This is a genomic window from Paraburkholderia sp. WS6 (genome assembly GCF_030464835.1).
In the GTDB taxonomy this organism is placed as follows: Bacteria; Pseudomonadota; Gammaproteobacteria; order Burkholderiales; family Burkholderiaceae; genus Paraburkholderia; species Paraburkholderia madseniana.
Window position 1 is genome coordinate 56,381 of sequence record NZ_JALQCK010000026.1, and the last position, 25,437, is coordinate 81,817.

22 protein-coding genes are annotated in these 25,437 nt (G+C 60.9%); 13 read left to right on the forward strand and 9 right to left on the reverse strand.

Features of this window, described 5'->3' with window-relative positions:
* Positions 1–76: 76 nt before the first annotated feature.
* Positions 77–1,126 carry a sugar phosphate isomerase/epimerase gene (locus M0D64_RS27390; RefSeq protein ID WP_266260022.1) on the forward strand — a complete coding sequence of 350 codons (1,050 nt, stop codon included), beginning with the start codon at positions 77–79 and terminating at the stop codon, positions 1,124–1,126.
* Between the two features lie 62 nt (positions 1,127–1,188).
* Positions 1,189–2,340 (forward strand): Gfo/Idh/MocA family protein, encoded by a 1,152-nt coding sequence (locus M0D64_RS27395; RefSeq protein WP_154565925.1) that lies wholly within the window; start codon positions 1,189–1,191, stop codon positions 2,338–2,340.
* A 43-nt stretch (positions 2,341–2,383) separates the two neighbouring features.
* Here the strand turns inward: M0D64_RS27395 and M0D64_RS27400 are convergent, their stop codons facing one another.
* The gene (locus tag M0D64_RS27400; RefSeq protein WP_266260023.1) at positions 2,384–3,559 is read right to left on the reverse strand and encodes a J domain-containing protein; all 1,176 of its coding nucleotides are present in this window, start codon (positions 3,557–3,559) and stop codon (positions 2,384–2,386) included.
* Entirely contained in the window at positions 3,519–3,779 is a 261-nt protein-coding gene (locus M0D64_RS27405) for a hypothetical protein (protein ID WP_154565923.1), read from the reverse strand. The genes M0D64_RS27400 and M0D64_RS27405 overlap by 41 nt, the downstream gene beginning before the upstream one ends.
* A gap of 266 nt (positions 3,780–4,045) precedes the next feature.
* On the opposite strand from M0D64_RS27405, the gene M0D64_RS27410 reads away from it, so the two are divergent.
* Together M0D64_RS27410 and M0D64_RS27415 are read left to right on the forward strand one after the other, a co-directional pair.
* The gene (locus M0D64_RS27410) at positions 4,046–5,110 is read left to right on the forward strand and encodes a type IV toxin-antitoxin system AbiEi family antitoxin (protein WP_266260024.1); all 1,065 of its coding nucleotides are present in this window, start codon (positions 4,046–4,048) and stop codon (positions 5,108–5,110) included.
* A complete protein-coding gene (locus M0D64_RS27415; RefSeq protein ID WP_266260025.1) occupies positions 5,085–5,966 on the forward strand; it encodes a nucleotidyl transferase AbiEii/AbiGii toxin family protein in 882 nt (293 codons plus the stop codon). The genes M0D64_RS27410 and M0D64_RS27415 overlap by 26 nt, the downstream gene beginning before the upstream one ends.
* 5 nt (positions 5,967–5,971) lie before the next feature.
* On the opposite strand, the gene M0D64_RS27420 is transcribed toward M0D64_RS27415, so the two are convergent.
* The 4 genes from M0D64_RS27420 to M0D64_RS27435 form a co-directional block, all read right to left on the reverse strand.
* Entirely contained in the window at positions 5,972–9,181 is a 3,210-nt protein-coding gene (locus M0D64_RS27420; protein ID WP_266260027.1) for an efflux RND transporter permease subunit, read from the reverse strand.
* 15 nt (positions 9,182–9,196) lie between these two features.
* Positions 9,197–10,378 carry an efflux RND transporter periplasmic adaptor subunit gene (locus M0D64_RS27425; protein WP_154565920.1) on the reverse strand — a complete coding sequence of 394 codons (1,182 nt, stop codon included), beginning with the start codon at positions 10,376–10,378 and terminating at the stop codon, positions 9,197–9,199.
* Positions 10,379–10,666: 288 nt separating this feature from the next.
* The gene (locus M0D64_RS27430; RefSeq protein ID WP_154565919.1) at positions 10,667–11,827 is read right to left on the reverse strand and encodes an ABC transporter substrate-binding protein; all 1,161 of its coding nucleotides are present in this window, start codon (positions 11,825–11,827) and stop codon (positions 10,667–10,669) included.
* Positions 11,828–11,859: 32 nt separating this feature from the next.
* Positions 11,860–12,801: a CysB family HTH-type transcriptional regulator gene (locus M0D64_RS27435; RefSeq protein ID WP_007175965.1), complete on the reverse strand. Its 942-nt coding sequence runs from the start codon at positions 12,799–12,801 to the stop codon at positions 11,860–11,862.
* Between the two features lie 219 nt (positions 12,802–13,020).
* On the opposite strand from M0D64_RS27435, the gene M0D64_RS27440 reads away from it, so the two are divergent.
* The 7 genes from M0D64_RS27440 (at position 13,021) to M0D64_RS27470 (ending at position 20,186) form a co-directional block, all read left to right on the forward strand.
* Positions 13,021–14,700, forward strand: a complete 1,680-nt coding sequence (locus M0D64_RS27440) for a nitrite/sulfite reductase (protein WP_154565917.1) — start codon at positions 13,021–13,023, stop codon at positions 14,698–14,700.
* A 22-nt stretch (positions 14,701–14,722) separates the two neighbouring features.
* Positions 14,723–15,262: a DUF934 domain-containing protein gene (locus M0D64_RS27445; RefSeq protein WP_154565916.1), complete on the forward strand. Its 540-nt coding sequence runs from the start codon at positions 14,723–14,725 to the stop codon at positions 15,260–15,262.
* Positions 15,259–16,002, forward strand: a complete 744-nt coding sequence (locus tag M0D64_RS27450) for a phosphoadenylyl-sulfate reductase (RefSeq protein WP_154565915.1) — start codon at positions 15,259–15,261, stop codon at positions 16,000–16,002. Before M0D64_RS27445 ends, M0D64_RS27450 begins: the two co-directional genes overlap by 4 nt.
* A 113-nt stretch (positions 16,003–16,115) precedes the next feature.
* Entirely contained in the window at positions 16,116–17,078 is a 963-nt protein-coding gene (cysD, locus tag M0D64_RS27455; protein ID WP_054042851.1) for a sulfate adenylyltransferase subunit CysD, read from the forward strand.
* Positions 17,079–17,189: 111 nt separating this feature from the next.
* Entirely contained in the window at positions 17,190–18,506 is a 1,317-nt protein-coding gene (locus tag M0D64_RS27460) for a sulfate adenylyltransferase subunit 1 (RefSeq protein ID WP_171926759.1), read from the forward strand.
* Positions 18,507–18,580: 74 nt separating this feature from the next.
* Positions 18,581–19,333, forward strand: coding sequence for a uroporphyrinogen-III C-methyltransferase (cobA, locus tag M0D64_RS27465; RefSeq protein WP_154565944.1), 753 nt, complete (start codon positions 18,581–18,583; stop codon positions 19,331–19,333).
* Positions 19,334–19,943: 610 nt separating this feature from the next.
* Complete coding sequence (locus M0D64_RS27470; RefSeq protein ID WP_097391632.1) at positions 19,944–20,186, forward strand: DUF6429 family protein; 243 nt, start codon at positions 19,944–19,946, stop codon at positions 20,184–20,186.
* Between the two features lie 432 nt (positions 20,187–20,618).
* Here the strand turns inward: M0D64_RS27470 and M0D64_RS27475 are convergent, their stop codons facing one another.
* The 3 genes from M0D64_RS27475 to lptF are packed head-to-tail and all read right to left on the reverse strand — an operon-like array spanning position 20,619 to position 23,260.
* Positions 20,619–20,999 (reverse strand): sirohydrochlorin chelatase, encoded by a 381-nt coding sequence (locus M0D64_RS27475; protein WP_154562143.1) that lies wholly within the window; start codon positions 20,997–20,999, stop codon positions 20,619–20,621.
* A gap of 11 nt (positions 21,000–21,010) precedes the next feature.
* Positions 21,011–22,159: an LPS export ABC transporter permease LptG gene (gene lptG, locus M0D64_RS27480; protein WP_154562141.1), complete on the reverse strand. Its 1,149-nt coding sequence runs from the start codon at positions 22,157–22,159 to the stop codon at positions 21,011–21,013.
* A 3-nt stretch (positions 22,160–22,162) separates the two neighbouring features.
* Positions 22,163–23,260, reverse strand: a complete 1,098-nt coding sequence (gene lptF / locus M0D64_RS27485; RefSeq protein ID WP_154562139.1) for an LPS export ABC transporter permease LptF — start codon at positions 23,258–23,260, stop codon at positions 22,163–22,165.
* 137 nt (positions 23,261–23,397) lie between these two features.
* Here lptF and M0D64_RS27490 point away from each other — a divergent pair, with 137 nt between their 5' ends.
* Both M0D64_RS27490 and M0D64_RS27495 read left to right on the forward strand, forming a co-directional pair.
* Positions 23,398–24,939: a leucyl aminopeptidase gene (locus tag M0D64_RS27490; protein ID WP_154562137.1), complete on the forward strand. Its 1,542-nt coding sequence runs from the start codon at positions 23,398–23,400 to the stop codon at positions 24,937–24,939.
* Between the two features lie 52 nt (positions 24,940–24,991).
* A complete protein-coding gene (locus M0D64_RS27495; protein ID WP_134960722.1) occupies positions 24,992–25,408 on the forward strand; it encodes a DNA polymerase III subunit chi in 417 nt (138 codons plus the stop codon).
* Positions 25,409–25,437: the final 29 nt, after the last annotated feature.

Below are 25,437 nucleotides of genomic sequence, written 5' to 3' on the forward strand. Positions count from 1 at the left end.
TGGGTATCCGGCGCGCGCTTGCCATGTCTCTGTCGTAGAAGGGTGACAGGCGCGCCATAGTTTGAGGAACCGTACGATGAAAACCATCAAAGGGCCGGCGATCTTTCTCGCTCAATTCATGGGCGACGAGGTGCCGTTCGACAACTTCGCGCATCTGGCGGGCTGGGCCGCGAGTCTCGGCTTCAAGGGGATCCAGGTGCCGTGCGATACGCGTCTGATCGACCTTGAGCAGGCGGCGGCGAGTCAGGCGTATTGCGACGAGCTGCGCGAGGTCGCGGAAGATGCGGGCGTGACGATCACTGAACTGTCGACGCATCTGCAAGGGCAACTGGTGGCTGTGCATCCGGCCTATGACGCGTTGTTCGACGGCTTTGCCGCGCAGCATGTGCGCGGCGATCCTGCTGCGCGTACGCAGTGGGCAGTCGAGCAGATGAAGCTCGCAGCGAAGGCTTCGCAGCGCTTAGGTCTCGATGCCCACGTGTCGTTTTCCGGCGCACTGGCGTGGCCGTATCTGTACCCATGGCCGCAGCGTCCAGCAGGTTTGATAGAAGCGGCGTTCGAGGAACTCGCGCGCCGCTGGACGCCGATTCTCGATGCGTTCGACGAAGCCGGTGTGAACGTGTGCTACGAATTGCATCCGGGCGAGGACCTGCACGACGGCGTGACCTTCGAGCGCTTTCTCGACGCTGTGAAGCAACACCCGCGCGCGAACATCCTCTACGATCCGAGCCATTTCGTCTTGCAGCAACTCGACTACCTCGCGTTCATCGACATCTATCACGAGCGCATCAGGGCGTTCCATGTGAAAGACGCGGAGTTTCGTCCGGATGGCAAGCAAGGCGTGTACGGCGGCTATAGCGGCTGGGTCGAACGCGCGGGGCGTTTCCGATCGCTTGGCGACGGGCAGATCGATTTTGGCGCGATCTTCTCGAAGATGGCGCAATACGATTTTCCCGGCTGGGCGGTGCTGGAATGGGAGTGCGCGCTGAAGCATCCCCAGGACGGCGCGCGTGAAGGCGCGGAGTTTATTCGCCGCCACATCATTCGCGTGGCCGATCATGCGTTCGATGATTTCGCGGGCAGTGGCGTGGATGCAGCGCAGCTAAAACGCGTGCTTGGTATTTGACAGCGATCTGCAGACGAGCTAACCGTGAAGCGAATGAAGAAGATCGCAAAGGAGTGAGTGCGATGGCACAAAGAAGACTCAGGCTCGGCATGGTCGGCGGCGGCCAGGGCGCATTTATCGGCGCAGTGCATCGAATCGCCGCGCGGCTCGACGACCGGTTCGAACTGGTAGCGGGCGCGTTGTCGTCAGATCCGCAGCGCGCGCAAGCGAGCGCCGTTGAGGCCGGCATCGCGCGTAGCTATACCGACTGGCGCGAGATGGCGCGAGCCGAAGCCGCTCGCGACGACGGTATTGACGCAGTCGCGATCGTCACGCCGAATCATCTGCATGCGCCGGTGGCGACGGCTTTTCTCGAAGCGGGCATTCATGTGGTGTGCGACAAACCGCTGGCGATTTCGCTGGCGGAAGGCGAGGCGCTCGCGAAGCTCGCGCGCGAGAGGAACAGGTTGTTCGCGCTGACGCATACCTATTCCGGTTATCCGATGGTGCGCCATGCTCGCGAGCTCGTCGAACAAGGCGAGCTCGGCGAAATACGCGTAGTGCAAGTCGAATACGCGCAGGACTGGCTGGCTGAACCGATAGAAACGAGCGGGACGAACAAGCAGGCAGGCTGGCGCACGAATCCATTGTTGGCGGGTCCTGCCGGTTGTCTGGGTGACATCGGCACGCATGCGTACCACTTGGCCGCGTTCGTTACGGGGATGTTGCCTTTGGAGCTATCGGCCGAGTTGCACACCTTCGTGCCGGGACGCCGTATCGACGACCACGTGCAGGCGATGCTGCGCTATCCGAACGGCGCGCGCGGCATGCTGTGGGCGAGCCAGGTGGCGAGCGGCGCGGAGAATGCGCTGCGTCTGCGGGTGTATGGGACGAAAGCGAGTCTCGCCTTCGATCAGGAGAATCCGAACGAATTGTGGTTCACGCCGCTCGGTGGGTCGGCTGAGCGACTGACGCGCGGACGCGTGAAAAGTGCGATCGCGGCGCACGCGACGCGTGTGCCACAGGGGCATCCTGAGGGTTATCTGGAAGCGTTCGCGCAGTTGTACAAGGATGCGGCGTTACAGATCGAAGCGTTGAATGCAGGTCAACCGTTGCCCGCTGAAAGCCTGTTGCTCACCACGGTGGATGACGGGGTGGCGGGCCTGCGTTTTATCGATGCAGTGCTGGCAAGCAGCGCGGCGGACGGTCAGTGGCAAGAGATAAAACCCGCTTGACCTTGGATACGTGACGCGCACGTCGGGCAGCGAAGGGAGCCTTTCAATTCCAACGCCGCCTGATTTTCAACCAGGCCTTGAGCGTGCCGAGGTCCTGGAACTCCACCAGATCGTACTCGAGCGACTCGATCTGTTCCTGCAGCATAAAAACGTCCGCTGTCAGCCCGTGCATTATCTTCTTCGGCGTGATGGGAGCCATCGGGTCGAGCCCGTAGCGTTCCTTGAACGCCATTTCGACAAACATAATTTCGTCGTCGAGTTCGCCTACCTGCTCCTTCAGTATCTTGTTGTAATGCTTGAGCCGGTCTTCGCTCAGGTTATCGAGCGCGTTCTGGTCGATGTGTTCCAGTTCAAGCTGCAACTCGAGCAAATGCAGCAGGTTGTTCTTGCTGTAGGCCTCGTTGACCCGTTGCATCAGCGCGGTTTTCCGTTTGCGTTCCTCTGGATCGCTTTCGCGATCGGGATGCAACGCGCTGGCCAGCTTACGATACACCTCGCGAATCGAGCGACTCAGTTGGGCTTCTTCTTCCTCGCGGCGCGTTTCGGCCGCCATTTGTTTCGCCGTCTTCTTTTTCGGGGCGCTTTGCGCCTGGCGGGCCTGATGTTCCGCTGCTTGCGCGGCGTCGTCCTGTTCGATATGCGTCTGCAGGCGATCCAGAACTTCATCGGGCGAGTTCATGTCGATGTCGTCTAGCTCGACACCTAATACCGTCTCCAGCATCGATTTCATTTCGTCTAACTCGGACGCTCTTTCCTCGTCGTAGTCGGACCCGCTGTGGCGGTTGTATAGCGCTTTCAACTCCTCGCTATCTTCTTCCCCGAGACACCTCGCCGCCAGATCGACAATCACCGCTGAAAGGGTGCGCCGCTCGGTCTGCGTGATACGTTTTTGATTGCTCTGCTCGTCAAGAAGGTGCGCCATCCGCGCACGCAAATGTTGCATCTTCTGCGTTAGCGGCAGCAGTTCATTCACGTACTTTTGCTGGAAAGCCGGCGTGAACTCCTCCCACGCGCTCAAACTCGCGCGCCGCTTTTCGATCTGTTTGATCAGCGTGTTGAACGCTTTCTGGCCCTTCGACAGGGTGGGTCGATTGTGGTCCGGCGCGATGCTGACGGACCTGGCGCTTGTCCTGGTCATGGAGCGGATATCTTCGATCGCAAATGGGGTGCGGCGCTGCCTAGCTGCCCTTGCTCTTCTTGATCTGCTCTTCAAAAGCAATATCGAGCTTGCTCGCCTTGCGCGGCTTCGGCGGTCCGAAACCGTCGACGAATTTGACGAAATCGTCGAGCGTTAGCGGATCGGAGACTTTCTTGTCGGTACCGCTCGATTTGTCGACCAGATAAAACAGGCCGCCGGACAGGCTGATCGCCGCGAACTGCGGGTTGCCGCTGCGGGTTTTCAGCCGCTCGACGGCGTGGATGGCTCGGGTGGTGCGCATGATGGGGGAACGGCGAATTGAAGGTATGCACTTTAACAGCAATCTGCAGTGGTGCCTGCCTGTCAAGCGGGTGATGACCCGTGCCGGCATTGCATGCGCTACTACGGTGACGGGCGCTGTGGTTTCCCTGAGTCTGATGGCTGAATGCATCTTTGAACCTGGTGCACGCACGGGGGCGGCGACGAGTAGTGAGTTGAGAGCGTGTACGATTTTTGGCGTATGTACGATTTTATGGTACATTCATAAAAATCGTACACGAGTAAGCCATGCCTCGCCCCGCCAATTCGTTCCTTGAAGCACAGATTCTTGGAGAAGCGTGCGACGCATTCGGACGCTCGACCGGCGTCTACAAGGCGAAGCCGGCTCGTACGCTCATTTCGTACGGCGATGCAGCAATCGAATTCGACCTCTCCGGCCGAAAATTCAAAATGCCCGTGTTCATCACCACACGGGCAAGTGCAGTGGATATCGCGAACATTCTTCTCGCGCAAAATCGTCCCCACGCAACGGAACCGCATTCGGCACGACGCCCGCTCATGCTGATCGCGCCTCACGTCGACCCGGACCTCGCCGGCCGTTTGATTGAACAGAACGTGCCGTTTCTGGACGCAGCGGGCAACGCCTTTCTGCGCGAGCCTGAAGGTATGGTCATGATTAGCGGCCGGCCAAAGCCACAGCATGTGCAGAAACCGCAGACAGGACGTGCTACCACACGCAAAGGACTGCAAGTGATGTTCGCCATTGCGACACAGCCTGGCCTCGTGTCGCAACCGTATAGAACTATCGCACAGGCCTCTGGCGTGGCATTGAGCACGGCCAACCAGGTCATCGACGATCTGCAGTTTCGGGGGCTCGTCGCGCTGAAGAGCAGCGGCGAGCGCATCTTTCCCGACTGGCAGAAATTTGTCTTCGAGTGGACTAGCCTCTATCAGACGCGCCTGCGATTCAAACTTGGTGCGCGGCGCTTCGCAAGCACGACACCTGACTGGTGGCGCGTGTTCGACTTTGCAAGTTTCGACACTCGACTTGGTGGCGAGTCGGCGGCTGACATCCTGACACATGAATTGAAGGCCGCGAACGTCACGCTTTACAGCCGTGCTCCACTTGGCAGTCAGTTCATGCTGAGCGCGCGGCTGCGCCCTGATCCACGTGGCGACGTCGAGATTCTTGAATCGTTCTGGCCGGAGTCTCTCGAGCATGCCTGGATCAAGTCTGACCGCCAGCCGCTAGTCCACCCCTTGCTCATCTACGCGGACCTCGTCGCTTCAGGCGACAGTCGAAATCTTTCCGTAGCTACCCAAATCTATGAGCAGTATATTCTCCAGCCTTAAAGTTGCCGAAGAGCGGCCCGTGCACCCAGTCACCGCAGCGCTGCTTGCCCACGTCCAGGAGACTGCGCATCGGCTTGGCGTGAAGTTTGTTGTCGCCGGCGCGACCGCACGGGATCTGATGCTTTGGCATGTGCACGGCATTCGTGCGGAGCGCGCCACGCGCGATGTCGACGTTGCCGTTTGTGCCGTCAGTTGGGATGCGTATGGCGCCCTGATTGCCGGGCTTGAGCGGACAGGCCTGTTCAGGGCGAGTGCCGGCGCACAGCAGACCCTGGTTTTCGATGATCCGGACGTCGGTCGCCCGGTGCCGTTGGATCTGGTTCCGTTCGGAGAACTCGAAGCACCCGAAGGTTCGGTCGCCTGGCCGCCCCGTGGCGAGGTTGTGATGAATGTTCTTGGGTTCCGGGAGGCCATCGATACGTCTGTCGAGATTGATCTTGGTGAACGCCTCATGGTGCCGGTCGTGAGTCTGCCGTCCCTTGTGCTTCTAAAAATTCTTGCATGGCACGACCGGCGTGTTTCCAGGAATACCGACGCTTCGGACCTGCTTCTGATCCTTCGAAACTACTGGGACGCGGGCAATACCGATCGCATCTGGGTGGACGGTGCGGACCTGCTCGAGCTACATGATTTCGATGTGGGTCTTGCGGCTTCGGCGCTGCTCGGCCGCGAATCGCGGCAAATTGCTTTGCCGGTAACCTTCGGTGCCGTCTCGGCGATCCTCTCGGACGATGCCATATACGACACGCTGAGGCGCGACATGCTGGCACGTGCCGCCGTTCAGATGCTGGACGACTTTGCTGATGGCTCCGACCGGACGTTATCAGCTTTCCGGAATGCGTTCCTAGGCATATAGGGCGGCTATTGCTCCAGTTTGGCGGTTCTGACTTTGCTGAATTTATTCCGCAACCAATCCCCCCAATCCTCCAGCACCGTATAGACCACCGGCACCACCACCAGCGTCAGAATCGACGATGTAATCACCCCGCCGATCACCGTTTGCCCGAGCGGCCCGCGTTGCTCCCCGCCTTCACCGAGCGCGGCTGCCAGCGGCAGCATGCCGAAGATCATCGCCAGCGTGGTCATCAGAATCGGACGTAGACGCACGCGCGCCGCTTCGAGCAGCGCTTCACGCCGCTCCATGACGCGCCCTCTGCCGGAAGCATCGAGCAAAGTGCCGCGCCGTGCCTGATTCGCGAAGTCGATCAGCAGAATCGCGTTCTTCGTCACAAGGCCCATCAGCATCACGAAGCCGATGATCGAAAACATGTTCAACGTGCTGCCGAACAGCAGCAGCGCGATCAGCACGCCGATCAAGGTGAGCGGCAGCGACGCCATGATCGCGAGCGGCTGCGCGAAGCTCGCGAACTGAGACGCGAGAATCATGTAGATGAAGATCACCGCGAGCGCCAACGCTTCTACCGCGTACACGAACGATTCGTTCATGCTCTTGGTCGAGCCTTCGAAGCGGTAGTGGTAGCCCGCCGGCAGACGCATCGCGTCGAGCGTTTTCGCGACGTCCGCAGCCACTTCGCCGGGCGAGCGGCCATTCACGTTCGCCGACAGCATCACCTCGCGTTGCAGGTCGCGCCGGTTCAACACGTCGGGACCGGTCGTCTTGACGATATCCGCGATCTGCCGCAGTGGCACCAGCACTGGCGCACCGTTCGCATCGGTTCGGCTGGTGGCGATCATGACCTTCGCCAGATCGTCGACGTCCTCGCGCTGCGAGCGCGGCAAACGCACGCTGACGTCATAGTCCTGGTCGTCGGGCGCGCGCCATGTGCTGATGGCGTCGCCGGAGAGCAGCGGCCGCAATGCAGTGCCGATATCGGCCACACCTACGCCGAGGTCGGACGCCAGTTCGCGCTTCACATTGATCGCGACAATCGGTTTATCCGCCTTGAGACTCGAATCGAGATCGACGAGGCCAGGGATCTTTGCCATCCGTGCCTGAGCCGCATCCGAAAGCCGGCCCAGTTCGTCGATGTTGTCGCCCTGCAAGCTCAACTGGATCGCTTTCGTGCTGCCGGCGCCGTCGGGCACGCCGATTTCGGTGATCGACACGCCCGCCACCGTGGCGAGCCGCGCGCGAAACACCTGGTTCAATTCGACCATGCCGCGCGTGCGGTCGCGCCGGTCTTTCAGGCGCACGGTGATCAGCGCGGTGTTTTTGCCTTGCGTGTTGCCCGAGTTGACCGTCGCGTAACTGAAGCGCACTTCGGGGTAGGTGGCGAGAATCGCCTGCACCTGTTTCACTTTTTCGGAGGTGGCGTCGAGCGAGGTGCCCACCGGCGTGTTCAATCCGATCTGCGTCTCGGAGAAGTCCGCATTCGGCACGAACTCGGTGCCGACGAACGGCACCAGAAACAGGCTGCCAAAAAACGTGGCCGCAGCCACGACCAGCGTGATCGCGCGATGCTTTAGCGACCAGCCGAGCAGGCGCTGGTAGAACGCGGTGAGCTGGTCGATCTGCTTGTCGAACAGATGCAGTGAACGTTCGATGATGCGCCCATAGCGATAGCCTTTGCGGCCCGTGTCCGCGTCATGCAGATCGGGGTCCGGCCAGATGGAGGACAGCATCGGATCGAGCGTGAACGACACGAACATTGAGATCAGCACGGCAGCGGCGACCGTGATACCGAACTGGTGGAAAAAGCGGCCAATGATGCCGCCCATGAAGCCCACCGGCAGAAACACGGCGACGATCGAGAAGGTGGTCGCCAGCACGGCGAGCGCGATTTCCTTGGTGCCGTCGAGCGCGGCCGTGCGATGGTCCGCGCCGAGCTGCACGTGCCGCACGATGTTCTCGCGCACCACAATCGCATCGTCGATCAGCAAGCCGACGCATAAGGAGAGCGCCATCAGCGTGATCACGTTGATCGTGAAGCCGCACGCGTACATCACCGCGAAGGTGCCAATCAGTGCGATCGGTAGGGTGAGGCCGGTGATCACCGTGCTGCGCCACGAGCCGAGGAACAGGAACACGATCAGCACCGTCAGCAGCGCGCCTTCGAGCAGGGTGCGCTTCACTTCGTTGACGCTTTCTTCGATGTTGATCGAGGAATCGTCGGTGATATCGAGTTTGACGCCCGGCGGCAGTTGCGGCTGCAGAAGAGCGACTGCGTCACGCACGCCGTGCGCGACGTCCACAGTGTTCTCGCCCTGCGCCTTGATGATCGACAAGAACAGCGCGCGCTGTCCGTTCAGCAAGGCCATGCTGTCCGGTTCCTGCTGACCGTCCACTACCTCGGCGACCTGGTCGAGCGTGACCGGTTGCGTCGCCGACGAAGCAGTAGGAATCGCCGACTGCGCGCCGCGCCGCGCGACGATGATGCGTTTGAAGTCGTCTGGTTTCTCGAAACGGCCTTTGACCTGCACAGTCTGCTCGACATTGCTCGATGTGAGCGGCCCCGCCGGAATCTCCTGATTCTCGTTCTGTACCGCGCGGATCACCTGATCGACGCCGATCGAAAGCGCCTGCAGCTTCTCCGGATTCACGTCGATCTGCACTTGCCGCTTCACGCCGCCCACCAGCGACACCGAGCCGACGCCGCGCACGGTTTCGAGCCGCTTGCGCACGATCTGATCGGCGACGGTGGTGAGATCGCGCGTGGACAGCGAGGCGCCCGGCGCGTTCGAGATGGCGACCGTGATGATCGGCATATCCGCCGGGTCATAGCGCAGCACGCGCGGGTCCTTCACGCCGTCGCGCAGATCAGGGCGGATCAACGCGATCTTGTCGCGCACGTCCTGGGCGGCCTGCACTGGGTCCACCGAGAGATCGAACTGCACGATCACGATCGACTGCGCATCGTACGAACGCGAAGTGATTTCGTCGATGCCGCTGATCGTGTTGACCGCTTCCTCGATCTTGCGCGTGACGTCGGATTCGACCGATTCCGGCGACGCCCCCGGATACGCGGTCTGCACGACCACGACTGGGAACGCGATGTCCGGGAACTGATCGACCTTGAGCCGCTGATAAGAGAACAGACCGATGACGAGCAGTGCCATCATCATCATCGTGGCGAGCACCGGGTTGCCGATGCTGATGCGGGTGAACCACATAGGCGAGGGCTCCGGTCAGCGTGCGCTGCTTGCGCCCGGCGCGCTGGCCGCTTGCGGGGCAGGCTGAGCGGGCTGCACCACGTGCACGGTGCTGCCGATCCGCAATGAGCCGAGATTGTTCTTCACGATCTGTTGACCGAGCGCCAACGGGCCGCCGACGATTTCGGTCCACGTATCGCCGTCGGCATTACCTGTCGCGCCGGTCTGCACCAGCTGCTCGACCAGCTTGCCGTCGACGAGCGCATAGACGCTGTGACGCGTGCCGTCCGTACGGATGGCGGTGGCGGGGACGACCAGCACGTTCTGCCGGCTGCCGACCGAGATCGTGCCGGTGCCGAACATGCCGACCCGCAGCGTGCCCGACGGGTTGGTGACCTGCACATACACCATAATCGACCGCGAGCCGGCTTGCGCGGCCGGGTTGATGCGCGTGATCGCGCCGTGGATCGGTGTGTCGATACCGTCGAAAGCGATCTGGATCGGCTGGCCGATCCGAACGCGGCCGATCTCGCCGACCGGTACCGGCGCTTCCAGTTCGAGCGTGCGCAGATCAACCACGTCGAACAGTTTGGTATCGACGGCCACCTTCTCGCCCGGTTCGACCGAGCGCGAGGCGATCTGTCCGTCGAGCGGCGAGCGCACGACGGTATCGTCCAAAGACAGATTCGATGACGCCAGCGCCGCCTTTGCCGCATCGAGATTCGCGCGGGCGATTTGATACTGGCTTTGCGCGGTGTCGAAGGCGTTTTTCGAAATGAAGCCCTTTTCGACCAGCACGCGGTTGTTGTCGAGCGTTTGTTTGGCGATGTCGAGCTGGCCGGCCATGGCTGCCATCTGGCCGCGCGTCTGTTCGGCACGGGCGACGTAGTCGCGGGCGTCGATCTTAGCGAGGATCTGGCCGGTTTTGACCGGATCGCCTTCGCGCACCATGACGTTGAGCGCCGAGCCGGCCACTTTCGATTTGACCGCGGCTTGCGTGACGGCGCGCAGCGAGCCGGTCAGCGGCAGCGTTTCGGAGAGGGTGCGGCGGCTGACGGTGGTGAGGTCGTCAGGTGCGAATTCGACGACGGAAGAAGGGGCCTCGACGCCGGCGGCAACGGCGCCGTTGCGCTTCCTGATGGCGTGGCCGATCGCGATGGCGAGGATCACAACAGCTACAACGGCGGCGATGATGATGCGTTTTCTGGTTTTTAGCATGCGCGGTCTGACGGACTTCACGGGCTGGCGAGAGGCGGCGGCCTTGTGGTCTCAAGGCGCCGCACGCTCGCACGGAGTCGGCGAAATTGCCTCAGCTTGCGCTCACTGCAAGCTGGCCGTCAGCATGGTACACGGAGCTTGCATGGCGCGCGCCGCTCGAACGGGGTGTTCGGGCGGCAGGCGCGCATATTGACTAAAAGTGACAAATTCAGACCGGCAGATGGCGGCTATGCGTAGTGGGACACGCGGCTGAACCGTGACGGAACTCTCCGCGCGCACATGCCATGTTCACTGACTCAAATAAACGAACTTACCGTTCCTGATGATGCCCATCACGCTCGCGCGCTGATCCAGCCCAACGTGATCCTTCGGGCTCGTATTGACCACGCCGTTCGGCACGACCAGTTCATGTGCATGTTCCAGTTCGTCACGCAGTGCAGTGCGGAAAGCCGGCGTGCCCGGCTGCGCCGTCTTCAACGCACGCGCGACGGCATCCTGCAAACGCGGGTACACGCCCGCCGCATCACCCGCAAATTGGGTCACGCTGCCCGGGCCGTACTTCGCTTCATATTCGTTGGTGAAGGCGAGCGCCGCCTTCTTCGCCGGATAATCGGCCGGCAACGTGCGCGCCACCACGACCGGCTGCGTCGGGAACAGCGTGCCTTCCACGTCCTTGCCGCCCAGCTTGATGAACTCGGGCGTGGCGATACCGTGCGTCTGATAGATCGGGCCCTTGAAGCCGCGTTCGATCAGCGTGCGCTGCGGTAGCACGGTCGGCGTGCCGGCGCCGGCGATCAGGATCGCGTCGGGCTTCGCGGCCATCAGCTTAAGGATCTGGCCGGTGACGCTCGCGTCGGTGCGGTTATAGCGCTCGGTGGCCACCAGTTGAATATGCCGCAAGGCCGCGAACTTGCTGAACTCGTTGAGCCAGCTTTCGCCGTAGCCGTCCGCGAAACCGATGAAGCCCACCGTCTTCACGTTGTGGTTCGACATGTAGCGTGTCATCACGTCGGCCATCGCGCTGTCGGTCTGCGCCATCTTGTAGGCCCACACCTTCTTGCCTTCCTGCGGCTCGACCACGCTTGCCGAGCCGACGAGCGTAATCATCGGTGTCTGGCTTTCCGCGACCGGATCGAGCGCGGCCATTGCCGCAGGCGTGATATTCGGGCCGACGATCACGTCGACATGGTCCTCATTGATCAGCTTGCGGATGTTGCGCACCGCGTTGCCCGGGTCGGAGCCGTCGTCGAGGAAGATGTAGTCAGCTTTCTGGCCTGCGATCGTGGCCGGCCACATCAGCATCGCGTTCTTGCTCGTGATGCCGATTACGGCTGCGGGGCCGGTGCTCGACAGGTCGATGCCGACCTTGATGTCGGCCTGTGCTGCGGTAGCGAGCAAGAGCGCGCCGAGAGCGGCCAGGCCGCGAAGTTTGTTCTTATGCGACGTCATCAAGGGTCTCCGTAGAGGGAAGCGTGGTCAGTTCAAAGTTCGTAGGTTTCGTGTTCGCCTTTGAGCGCCTGTTCGATCAGCTTGCGGTTCATGCTCGGCGACAGCAGTTCGACGAGCGTATACACATAGCTGCGCAGATAGGCGCCCTGTTTCAGCGCGACCCGCGTCACATTGCTGCCGAACAGGTGGCCGACCGGCATGGCGCGCAGATGGCGGTCGCGCTCAGCGTTGAACGCGATATCCGCCATGATGCCGACGCCCAGACCCAGTTCGACGTAGGTCTTGATCACGTCGGCGTCGATCGCTTCCAGCACGATGTCCGGATGCAGCCCGCGCAGGCGGAATGCCTCGTTGATCTTGGTGCGGCCGGCGAACGCGTTGTCGTACGTAATCAGCGGATATTGGGTCAGATCATCCAGCGACAAAAGTTTGCGGTCGAGCAGCGGATGATCCGGTTGCATCACGGCGACGTGATGCCACTGGAAGCAGGGCAGCGAAACCAGCTCCTTATAGTTAGCGATCGCTTCGGTGGCGATGCAGAGGTCGGCCTGGTCGTGGATCACCATTTCGGCTACCTGGGTCGGGCTTCCTTGCAGAATTGAAAGGTGAACTTTCGGGAAGCGCTTCTTGAATTCGGCGATTGCGGCCGGAAGTGAGTAGCGCGCCTGCGTGTGGGTGGCGGCGATCACCAGGTTGCCCTGATCCTGGGCCGCGTAATCTTTACCGACCCGCTTGAGGCTCTCCACTTCCTGCAGAATCTTCTCAACCGACTGAAGAATGATGCGCCCCGGCTCGGTCAGCGAGCGCACGCGCTTGCCGTGTCGTGTGAAGATTTCGACGCCCAGCTCGTCTTCCAGCTCGATGATCGCCTTGGAGACGCCCGGCTGGCTTGTAAACAGTGCTTTGGCCGCTTCGGTCAGGTTGAAATTCTGCCGCACAGCCTCGCGGACGAAGCGGAATTGATGCAGGTTCATATATAACCTCTCCGCATATCAAAAGAATTTTTTAGTCGTTTGAAATATAAGGCGAGTTTATTACGATCTGTCCATCTTTTTCAATATGGATATCTGTATTTGTCATAAGCAAATGAGAGATGGGTCTAAACCCTGACTCGGCTGGACTGACAAATAGAGATATCTAGGGCGCGGCAGAACCGGACTGCCGTGTGTCACGCAAAAAATTGGGGTCCCCGAATGTACCAATACGATCAGTACGACCAGACCATCGTCGATGAGCGGGTCGCGCAATACGCCGATCAGGTTCGCCGCCGCTTGTCGGGCGAATTGAGCGAAGAGGAGTTCCGTCCGCTGCGCCTGCAGAACGGCCTGTACATGCAACGTCACGCGTACATGCACCGCATCGCGATTCCGTACGGCAACCTGCGCAGCGACCAGATGCGCGTGCTGGCCCAGATCGCGCGCGAGCACGACCGCGGCTACGGTCACTTTTCGACGCGCTCGAACATCCAGTACAACTGGATCAAGCTCGAAGAAACGCCGGAAATCCTGCGCAAGCTCGCGGCCGTCCAGATGCACGGCATCCAGACCTCGGGCAACTGTATCCGCAACATCACGGCCGACCAGTTTGCCGGCGTAGCGCCGGACGAAGTGGTCGATCCGCGTCCGTGGGCAGAAATCCTGCGCCAATGGTCGACGTTCCACCCGGAATTCGCCTGGCTGCCGCGTAAGTTCAAGATCGCCGTGTCGGGTTCGAAGGAAGACCGTGCTGCCGTGCAGATTCACGACATGGGCGTGTATCTGAGGAAGAACGAGCAGGGCGAGCTGGTGGCCGACATCCTGGCCGGCGGCGGCATGGGCCGTACGCCGATCATCGGCGCAATCATACGTACCGATCTGCCGTGGCAACACCTGTTGACATACTGCGAAGCCGTGCTGCGCGTGTACAACCGCTATGGCCGCCGCGACAACATGTACAAGGCGCGCATCAAGATTCTCGTGAAGGCACTGAGCCCGGAGAAATTCTCGGCGCAGGTCGAAGAAGAATGGCAACACCTGAAGGACGGTCCTTCGACGCTGACGCAGGCTGAAGTCGACCGCGTGTCGCAATACTTCCAGCCGCCGGTGTACGAAAAGCTGCCGGATACGGATGCTTCGTTCGAGAACCATCTGCTGGAAAACCGTGCGTTCGCCCGTTGGGTCGAACGTAACGTGCGTCCGCACAAGGTCGAGGGTTATTCGTCCGTCACGTTGTCGCTGAAGCCGACGACGATCGCGCCGGGCGATGCAACCGACGTGCAGATGGAAGCGGTCGCCGATTGGGCCGACGAATACTCGCTCGGCGAAATCCGCGTGTCGCACGAACAGAACCTGATTCTCGCGAACGTGAAGAAGCGCGACCTGTTCGCGCTGTGGGAAAAGGCCAAGGCGCAAGGTTTCGCGACGCCGAACATCGGCTTGCTGACCGACATCATCGCGTGCCCGGGCGGCGATTTCTGCTCGCTCGCGAATGCCAAGTCGATTCCGATTGCGCTGGCGATTCAGGAACGCTTCAACGATCTCGACTACGTGTATGACCTCGGCGACGTATCGCTGAACATCTCGGGCTGTATCAATGCCTGCGGTCACCACCACGTCGGCAACATCGGCATTCTGGGCGTCGATAAGGACGGCTCGGAGTGGTACCAGGTGACGCTCGGTGGCGAGCAGGGCACGGGTGCAACCGGCGCGCATCTCGGCCGCGTGATCGGCCCGTCGTTCTCGGCGGAAGAAATGCCGGACGTGATGAGCAAAGTGATCGACACGTTCGTGGAGAATCGCCACGAAGGCGAGCGCTTCATCGAAACGTACAACCGCATCGGCATGGCCCCGTTCAAGGAACGTGTGTACGCCTCGCGTCAACCGGCTCACGCGTAACCGCGAAAAGGATACTGAACAGATGGCTTCTATTATCAAGAATCGCGCGATCGTCAACGACGACTGGACGGTGGTGCGCGCCGCTGAAGACGGCACGCTGCCCGCAGTCGACGCCTTGCCGGCCGGCAAGGTGCTGGTGCCGCTCGCGTTGTGGCAGGCTTCGCGCGACGCGCTGATCGCTTCGCGCAGCACCGCTGAAATCGGCGTGTGGCTCGCGCCGGAAAGCGAACCGGCGGATATCGTCGGCGACTTCGACACGATCGCGCTGATCGGCGTGGACTTCCCGGTGTTCCGCGACGGCCGCGGCTACAGCATCGGCCGCCTGCTGCGTGAGCGCTATGGCTACAAGGGCGAACTGCGCGCGATCGGCGACGTGCTGCGCGATCAGTTGACGTTCATGTTCCGCTGCGGCTTCGACGCTTACGCATTGCGTGAAGACAAAGACTTCGACGACGCGCTCAAGGCGTTCGACGAATTCAGCTTTAACTATCAGGGTGCGGTGAACTCGTCGCCGCTGTTCCGCCGCCGCGAAGCGGGCGAACTGGCAAAGGTCTCGGCATGAGCGGCGCACAACTGCTCACGCCGGAACTCGCCGCGAAGGTCGAGCGCCTTAATGCGCTGCTCGACTCGATCGCCGCGCGTCACGCGAATGTGAAGCTCGCCAGCAGCCTCGCAGCGGAAGACATGCTGCTCACGCACGCGATTCTGTCGCGCGGCGTGAAGATCGGCATCTTCTCGCTGAACACGGGCCGTCTGCATGCTGAAACGCTCGGCATGCTCGATCGCGTGAAAGAGCGCTACGGCTACGATATCGAGCAGTTTCACCCGCAAGCCGCCGCGGTTGAAGAGTATGTCGGCTCGCATGGCCTGAACGCGTTTTATGAAAGCGTCGATCTGCGCAAGCGCTGCTGCGAAATCCGCAAGGTCGAGCCGTTGAACCGCGCGCTGTCGGATGTCAGCGCATGGGTGACGGGCCAACGCCGCGAGCAGTCGGTGACGCGTGCTGAACTGCACGAGGAAGAACACGACGCCGCTCGCAACATCGCCAAGTTCAATCCGCTGACGGACTGGACCGAAGCTGAGGTGTGGGACTACCTCAAAGCGTTGGACGTGCCGGTCAATCCGCTGCATGCGCGCGGTTATCCGAGCATTGGCTGCGAGCCTTGTACCCGCGCGATCCGTCCCGGTGAAGACAGCCGGGCAGGGCGCTGGTGGTGGGAGTCGCGCGATACGAAGGAATGCGGACTGCACATCACGACGATTACGCCGATCCCAGTCAGCAGCGAGAACGCTTCGGCATAAAGCATTCAGGACGTTCAGGCCTTGGTTTTTGACCTGAACGCCGCACATACCGATTTGAATACTTCCGCGACGCAGGCAACCGCTTGCGACGCGAATCAACGAAGGACCCAAACATGAGCACCACGCTCGATTCCACTGTGAATGCACCGCTTACCAACACGGCGAACCGGATGGACCACCTCGATTGGCTCGAAGCCGAGTCGATCCACATCCTGCGCGAACTGGTCGCCGAATGCAGCAAGCCTGCGTTGCTGTTTTCGGGCGGCAAGGATTCGGTCGTGGTGCTGCATCTCGCGCTGAAAGCCTTCGGCATCGGCGCGAATCGCAAGACTGTACTGCCGTTCCCGCTCGTGCATATCGACACCGGTCACAACTACGACGAAGTGATCGACTTCCGCGATCGCCGCGCGAAAGAAATCGGCGCTGAACTGGTGGTGGGTCACGTCGAAGATTCGATCAAGCGCGGCACGGTGCGTCTGCGCCGCGAACTGGATTCGCGCAATGCCGCGCAAGCCGTGACGCTGCTCGAAACGATCGCTGAACACGAGTACACCGCGCTGATCGGCGGTGCGCGCCGCGACGAAGAAAAGGCCCGTGCAAAAGAACGCATCTTCTCGTTCCGCGACGAATTCGGCCAATGGGATCCGAAGGCGCAGCGCCCGGAACTGTGGAGCCTGTATAACGCGCGTCTGCATAACGGTGAACACCTGCGCGTGTTCCCGATTTCGAATTGGACCGAACTCGACGTGTGGCAGTACATCGCCCGCGAACAGCTCGAACTGCCGTCGATCTATTACGCGCATCAACGCGAGATCGTGCGCCGCAACGGCCTGCTCGTGCCGGTTACGCCGCTTACGCCGATGCGTGAAGGCGAGACCAGCGAAACCGCGCTGGTCCGTTTTCGCACCGTGGGCGATATCAGCTGCACGTGCCCGGTGGAAAGCGATGCGGACGATCTCGAGAAAATCATCGCCGAAACGGCCGTGACCGAAATCACGGAACGCGGCGCGACGCGGATGGACGATCAAGTCTCCGAAGCCGCGATGGAACAGCGTAAGAAGCAAGGTTATTTCTAATATGGGACTGGAGTTAGTGCTTCGCCCTAACTCCGATCGACCGCAACAAGTTGCATGGGATCGGAGTAAGCGCTAAAGCGCTAACTCCGATCGACAGAGGGTAAGACAATCATGAGCGGTATTCACCAACCAGAAGACCTCGGCGTGCTGCGTTTCATTACTGCGGGTAGCGTCGACGATGGCAAGAGCACGTTGATCGGCCGCCTGCTGTACGACAGCAAGGCCGTGCTGAGCGACCAGCTCTCGGCACTGTCGCGCGCAAAAAATAAGCGTACCGTTGGCGACGAAATCGATTTGTCGCTGCTGACGGACGGCCTCGAAGCCGAACGTGAGCAGGGCATCACGATCGACGTTGCCTACCGTTACTTCGCAACGGCCAAGCGCAAGTTCATCATCGCCGACACGCCGGGCCACGAACAGTACACGCGCAATATGGTGACGGGTGCATCGACCGCGCATGCAGCGATCATCCTGGTCGACGCAACGCGTGTAACGTTCATCGACGGCGTTGCGCAACTGCTGCCGCAAACCAAGCGCCACAGCGCGCTGGTGAAGTTGCTGGGCTTGCAGCATGCGATCGTCGCGATCAACAAGATGGACCTCGTCGACTACAGCGAAACGCGCTTCAACGAGATTCGCGATGCGTATGTCGAACTCGCGCGTCAACTCGGTCTGAACGATGTGCGCTTCGTGCCGGTGTCGGCGCTGAAGGGCGACAACATCGTGACGGCTAGCGAAAGCATGCCGTGGTACGCGGGCGAGCCGCTGCTCGATTTGCTCGAAGCGTTGCCGGTGGAAGTTCCGACGGGCCAGGCGCTGCGTTTCCCGGTGCAATGGGTCGCGCGTCAGGACGGCAGCCAGGCCGACGATTTCCGCGGCTACATGGGCCGTGTCGAAGCGGGCGAGGTGAAGGTCGGCGATACCATCGTCGTGCTGCCGGCGAACCGTGAAGCGACGGTTGCCGAGATCATCGCACCGGTGACGGGCGGAACGGCAGCGGTGGACCGCGCGTTTGCCGGCCAAACCGTGACGATTCGCCTGGCGGAAGACGTCGACGTATCGCGCGGCGACACCTTCGTGCTGCGCGAAGCGGCGCCGGAACCGGCCAAGAAGCTGGAAGCCGACTTGTGCTGGTTCGACGACACGCCGCTGTCGACGCAACGCAAGTACTTGCTGAAGCAGACCACCAACACGGTGTTCGCTCGGATTGGCGCGATCAAGGAAGTGCTCGACGTGCATACGTTGTCGCAGGCAACCGATCGCAAGGACCTGACGATGAACGACATCGGCCGTGTGTCGCTGACGTTGCAAAAGCCGCTGGTGTGCGACGTGTACGACTCGCATCAGGGCACGGGCGCATTCGTGCTGATCGACGAAGCGACGCATCACACCGTCGCGGCTGGGATGATCCGGTCGTTTTCGGCTTGAGTCACCGACTGGGTAACTAACGGGCGCTCGCGGCTTTGGGTTTCGCACGAACTGGACGAATGGGGTTAAGGCGAATGGGTAAGGTGTATCTGATCGGTGCAGGGCCAGGGGCCGCGGATCTCATCACGGTGCGCGGCGCGCGGCTGCTCGGCGCGGCGGATGTCGTGTTGCATGACGCGCTTGTCGAGCCGGCAATGCTCGACTACGCACCTTCCCACGCGCGGCGGATTGCGGTTGGCAAGCGGTGCGGGCAGCTGTCGACGGCGCAGCAGTTCATCAACAAGCAGATTGTGGATGCGGCGCTTGAGCACGATGTGGTGGTGCGTTTGAAGGGCGGCGATCCGATGTTGTTTGGGCGCGCGGATGAGGAGATGCGGGCGCTTGAGGCGGCTGGTATCGAGTATGAGGTGGTGCCTGGGATTACGGCTGCGCTGGCTAGTGCGGCTTCTTTGAAGCGTTCGTTGACGCTTCGCGGCGTGTCTCGTAGCGTTGCGTTGGCTACGCATAGCCGGGCGGCGGATACTGCGGCGATTCGTGAGCAGGTGAATGCTGATTCGCTCGTGTTTTACATGGGGCGGGATAGTGGGCCTGAGATAGCACAGGAGTTGATTGATGCTGGGCGCGATGGGGCGACTCCGGTGGCGATTGTCGAGGCTTGTAGTACGCCTCGTGAGCGGATGCTTACTCTTACGCTTTCGGGGCTCGCGTGCGGTGAGGCTCAGCAGTGGCTTGATGCTTCGCAGCCTAGTCTTCTGATGATTGGGGAGGCTTTTGCTGCTCGGCAGCAGGTGGTTCGCTCCGCGGATGGGATGTTGGTGGCTGCTTGAGGTTTTCTGCCTTTTGCGGCGCTTGTTTGTCAGTGCTCTTAGGGCGTTGGCCTTTCCTTGATTTGTTAGTGGTTTATTAGCGTTGCCCCTGTGCGGGGCGGCACCTACTTTTCTTTGCCGGCTGCAAAGAAAAGTAGGCAAAAGAAAGCAGCTCAAACCGCTACTGCTAAGTGGGCGCCGTGGTCTGCTGCGGGTAGTGGGGCATCTGGAATCTGTGTTCTCGCACATTCGGCGTCTGTGACAAGGGCGTCATACTTCCGGCGGCGCTGCGCGCGCCGACGCGGTACTTCACCAAACCCGTGCGTTGTTGTCGACACGCTGCGGAAATCCTGCCAGCAACTAGCTGTCGTTACGCTCACTGCTGCGCTATTAGGTCAATAGCTGCTTCCGGCGTTAGGGCACACTTGAGATCATCAGCGTCTTGAGTTAAAAATTCATTGGATGATGCCGATCACGTACTAAAGTGTTTTGTCTGGCACTTGAGACGAGGAGGCAACGATGGGCAGACGGCGGTCACGCAAACCGTTTGTCTGGAGTAGGTCAACTGATGAGACGCTGGCTAGCCTCGAACGGTTTTAGTGCGGGTCCGGAAGGCTGCAGCAGGAACACCATGAATATCAATATCGATGCAATTGACGAAGTCGCCCTAGCCCTTCTCTACCTGACCCTGCATGACCGATACCGCGCATGGAAGGGCTTTGACTGGGATGTGCTGAACCGACTCCATGAAAGAGGCTTCATCGAAGACCCCGTCAACAAGACGAAGTCCGTGATTTTTACGGACGAAGGACTACGCGAGTCCGAGCGGCTTTTTAATCAGCACTTCGTCATTCCAGAAAGAACGGAGAATTGATGCAACAAGCTTCTAAGTCACGGCACTAGCTGCTTGGTTCACCAAGCGTCAATTCAAAAACCCGATATTCTCAGCGCATCGCCGAGGCGAAGCCGACGGCCCCCACGGACCTCAACTCAACCGAAGCCGGCGGTTTCCCATGCAGACCCGTCCGCGACGCACGCAGTGCGGAGTGGGAGCTGATGAGCCCTTTGTCACTAGCGCGGAATGTGCGAGAACACGGATTCCAGATGTACCACTACCCGCAGCAGACCACGGTGCCCACTTAGCAGTAGCGGTTTGAGCTGCTTTCTTTTGCCTACTTTTCTTTGCAGCCGGCAAAGAAAAGTAGGTGCCGCCCCGCACAGGGGCAACGCTAATAGACCACTAGCAAATCAAGGAAAGGCCAACGCCCTAGGCAAACAGACAAAAGCACCGAGCAGGCAAACAAAATCAACCCTGCCGAAGGCAATACCCAGCAACAGCGTCCAACACACCCTCATCCTCGCCAACCGCCGTAGCGCACTTAATCTCGACAGCAGGATACGCCCCCCGACACCTCTCGATCACCTCCGGCAGATCCCTGCGAACATGCCCACCTTGCCCAAAAAACACAGGCACAACAGTCACAACAGAACACCCGTCGGAGACAAGAGACCCCACAGCGGTAGGCAAATCCGGCTCCATCAACTCAAGAAAAGCCAACAAAACCGGCCCAGCCTCAGCATCAGAGCCGCGCGCAGCGCGAACCTTCTCAGCGAGCCTTTCAAATGGCTCCCGCCACCGCACATCCCGCGCGCCATGCGCAAACAAAACAAGTCCATGCGTAGCCATGACAAAGGCCCCTAATGGCGATCAACCCACTTCAACCCGACCAGCCCGAGCACGAGATAAACGAGCCCAGGCGTAGCCGCAGTCAACGGCGCAGGCCACGTATTCAACGTGCCGATATGCGAGAACAGCGTATTGAACAGCTGGAAACTCATCCCCAGCATAATCCCGCCGAAAACCTTCACACCCACCACGCCGGCGCGCGTATGCAGATACGCAAACGGCAGCGACAACACCAGCATCACGAACACCGCAAACGGATACAGCAGCTTGCGCCACAGCGCAATGTCATACCGCTGCGTGTCCTGATGATTCTCGGTCAAATGCTGGATGTAGCGGAACAGATTGAACATCGACATCCGGTCCGGCGACACCAGTAGCACCGACAAGATCTGTGGCGTCAGTTCCGAGCGCAGCGAATACGCCGGCAACTCCACCTGCTTTGCACGGTACACCGGATTCAACGCATCGGCCGGCGTGCCCGGAGGAGGAGGGACGTCGATCAGTTGCGTGTCCGTCACATCAGTCAGTTGCCAATGACCCGGCGGCTGATACGTGCCGCTCTTCGCAATCCGCACGTTCGAGAGGCGGAACTTCGAATCGAATTCGTAGATGCGCACGTTGCTGATCGTCGCGTCCGGCTTCAATTCGCCAACGTTGACGAAGCGCGTCACCTGCTCGCCGTCCGCGCGCGCCGTCAGCGTGTCCTTCACCCACACACCCGACTCGAAGTTGCTCGATACCGACGACCCCAATGCCTCGAGCCGCACGCGTTCCGACAACTGATCCGTGTACGGACCGACCACTTCGCCGATCAGGTAAGTCAGGAACACGAGCGGAATGCCGATCTTCATGAGCGAGCGCAGCGCCTGATTGGTGGCGAGGCCGGACACGCGAAAAATCGTGTACTCGGAGTTCGCCGCCATTTGCGCGAACACGTAGATCGCGCTGATCAACGCAGCAACCGGAATGATTTCGTAGAAGCGCGACGGCGTTTGCAGCGCGACGCGCAGCACCGCGTACTGGAACTTGTAGTTGCCGTGGCCGACGGAATTCAGTTCGTTGATCAGGTCGAAGAAGAAGAACAGACCCGAAAACGCGAACAGAATAAAGATGAACGTGAGATAGATCTGACGCGCGAAATACCTTTCATAGATGCGCATCGGTCAGGCCCCCTGCGAACGGCTGAACATCGCCCGCGTGAATAGCGGCCGGTTGCGCACGCGCAGCCAGAAGATGAACGCGACGATCACCGCCACAATAACGTGCAGGCCCACCAGTCCAACCGCGAACGACATCCTGCCTTGCTCGATCCACGACTGCACGACATTAAGCAGATTGGAATACGTCAGATAGATCAGGACGGCCATCACCAGATTGATCGTGCGGCTGCGCCGCGGGTTCTGGTGCGCAAGCGGAATCGCCAGCAGCATCAGGTTGATCGCGATCAGCGGCAGCCCCGCGCGCCAGGCGAATTCGGCGAGATTGTCGTCGGTGCGGTTACGCAGGAGCGTGAGCGTGGGCAAGCTGGTGGTAGTTGGCGTGTTGACGACCGGCTGGCTCTGGATCTTCAGGCCGTAGCGGTCGAATTCCATGATGCGGAAATCGGGGTGGCCCGGTTCGCCGTCATAGCGGCGGCCGTTTTCCAGCACGACAAAGCGGTCGCCGTTCTTATCAGTTTCGGTGTGGCCGGTTTTCGACACGACCACGTTGACCTTGCCGTTCTCCGTGCTGGTCACGAAGACGTTCTCGACGCGCGCCTGGTCGGGCGACATCTTCTCGATGAAGAACACGCGGTGGTTGGTGGCCGACTCGCGGAATTGACCCGGCGCGAGCAGCGAGACTTCGTCGCGCTGCTGGAAACGCGCGCGCAGCAGCTTGTTCTGCTGGTTCGACCACGGCCAGCCGACGAACACGAAGAACATGATGAGAATGATGATCGGCGTGGAAAAAATGGCGATCGGCTTGATGAATTGCGTCAGGCTGACGCCGGAGGACAGCCACACGACCATCTCGGAGTCTTTGTACCAACGTGTCAGGACGAACAGGATCGACACGAACAGGGTCGCGACGAGCATGATCGCCAGGTAGCCGATCACAGTCAGGCCGATCAGGACCAGCACGTCGCGCGGGTCGATCTCGCCCGAGGCCGCGAGGCCGACGATGCGGATCATCATCGTCGTCAGCACGAGCGTGAGGAGAACCATGAACACGGCACCAGCCGTATACGCGAGTTCGCGCTGGAGGGAGCGTTCGAAGATCATTATTGATGATGAGGTGGGGCGCTCTCAGTGACGCACGGATTGGTTCCCGTCACGCCTCCGGTGCAGCCGCCGCGGGAAAAATAGCGGATAATTGCGGCTTTCATCCTAAGCCCAGATTTTATCCGAGGACAAGCGCGATGGACTTTAGCATAAAAGCCTGTGATTGGACCAAAGGCTCGTCAAACGGTTTCCTGACCGGGAAATCCGATTGCATCGTAATCGGCGTGTTCGAGTCGCAAACGCTCTCGGGCGCTGCGCTGGAGATCGACGTGGCCACCAAGGGCCTCCTGACCCGCGTCATCAAGGCCGGCGACATGGACGGCAAGGCCGGCACCACCCTGTTCCTGCACGAAGTCTCGGGCATCGGCGCTTCGCGCGTATTGCTGGTCGGCCTCGGCAAGCAGGATGCTTTCAGTCAGAAAGCCTACGGTGAAGCCGTGCGGGCCGCCTGGCGCGCACTGCTCGGCACCAAGATCGTCCAGGTCACCTTCACGCTCGCCCAACTGCCGATCCTCGAGCGCTCGGCCGATTGGGGCGTGCGCGCCGCGATCCTCGCGCTGCGCGAGTTGAGCTACCGCTTCACACAGATGAAGAGCAAGCCGGACAACGCGCCGCGCGCCCTGAAGCGCATCGTGTTCAGCGTCAACACCGGCGATGAGAAGGCCGCCAAGCTCGCGGCCAAGCAGGGCGCCGCGCTTGCCAACGGCATGGATCTGACGCGCGACCTCGGCAACCTGCCGAGCAATGTCTGCACGCCGACCTATCTTGCCAACACCGCGAAGAAGCTCGCCAAAGACTGGAAGCTGAAAGTCGAAGTGCTCGGCGAAAAGCAGTGCGAAGCCCTGAAGATGGGCTCGTTCCTGTCGGTCACGGCCGGCTCGGTCGAACCGGCTCAGTTCATCGTGCTGCAGTACCACGGCGGCGCCGCGAAAGCCGCGCCGGTGGTGCTGGTCGGCAAGGGCGTCACGTTCGATACTGGCGGCATTTCGCTGAAGCCGGGCGAAGGCATGGACGAGATGAAGTACGACATGTGCGGGGCCGGTTCGGTGCTGGGCACGTTGCGCGCCGTCGCCGAAATGGGCCTGAAAATCAATGTGGTCGGCATTATCCCGGCTGTCGAGAACATGCCGTCGGCCACCGCCACCAAGCCGGGCGACATCGTCACCAGCATGAAGGGCCTCACGATCGAAGTGCTGAATACGGACGCCGAAGGCCGGCTCATCCTGTGCGACGCGCTGACCTATGCCGAGCGTTTCAAGCCGGCGGCGGTGATCGACATCGCCACGCTGACGGGCGCTTGCATCATCGCGCTGGGTCATCACAACAGCGGTCTGTTCTCGAAAGACGACGCGCTGGCGGGCGAACTGCTCGATGCCTCGCGTGAAGCCTCCGACCCGGCCTGGCGCATGCCGCTCGACGACGAGTATCAGGATCAGCTCAAGTCGAATTTCGCGGACCTGGCCAACATCGGCGGCCGTCCGGCGGGCAGCGTGACGGCGGCGTGCTTCCTGTCGCGCTTCACTGAAGCGTATCCGTGGGCCCATCTGGACATTGCCGGCACCGCGTGGAAGAGCGGCGCGGCGAAGGGCGCCACCGGCCGCCCGGTGCCCTTGCTCGCGCAGTTCCTCATCGACCGGGCCGCGGACGGTAGGGCCGCGGACGGTCGCGCTGCACAATGACGCATTGCAGTAAGGTTACAGGCGTCGCTGTAGACGCAAAGCGGAGCTGCCGATGACGAGAATCGATTTTCACTCGAACGTCGGCGATTCGCTGCTGTATGCGTGCCGCCTGATCCGCAAGGCGTATCAGGCGGGCCAGCCGACCATCGTGCTGGCCGAGCCCGAGCGTCTGCGGGCTTTCGACGAGCAGTTGTGGACCTTCTCGCCCCTCGATTTCGTGCCGCACTGCATGGCGGGCACGCCGCTCGCCGCGCAAACACCAATTGTGCTGGCCTCGAACCTCGATGATGTGCCGCATCATCAGGTGCTGCTCAATCTCGGCGCCACGGTGCCGGCGCAATTCGCCCGTTTCGAGAGATTGCTGGAAGTGGTCGGTAACGCACACGACGAACTCGCGGCGGGCCGCGAACGCTATCGTTTCTATCGCGATCGCGGCTATGCTTTGAACAACTACAAGCAAGGCAGCTAGGCACCATTTCGTCCGCGTCGCGTGGTGTT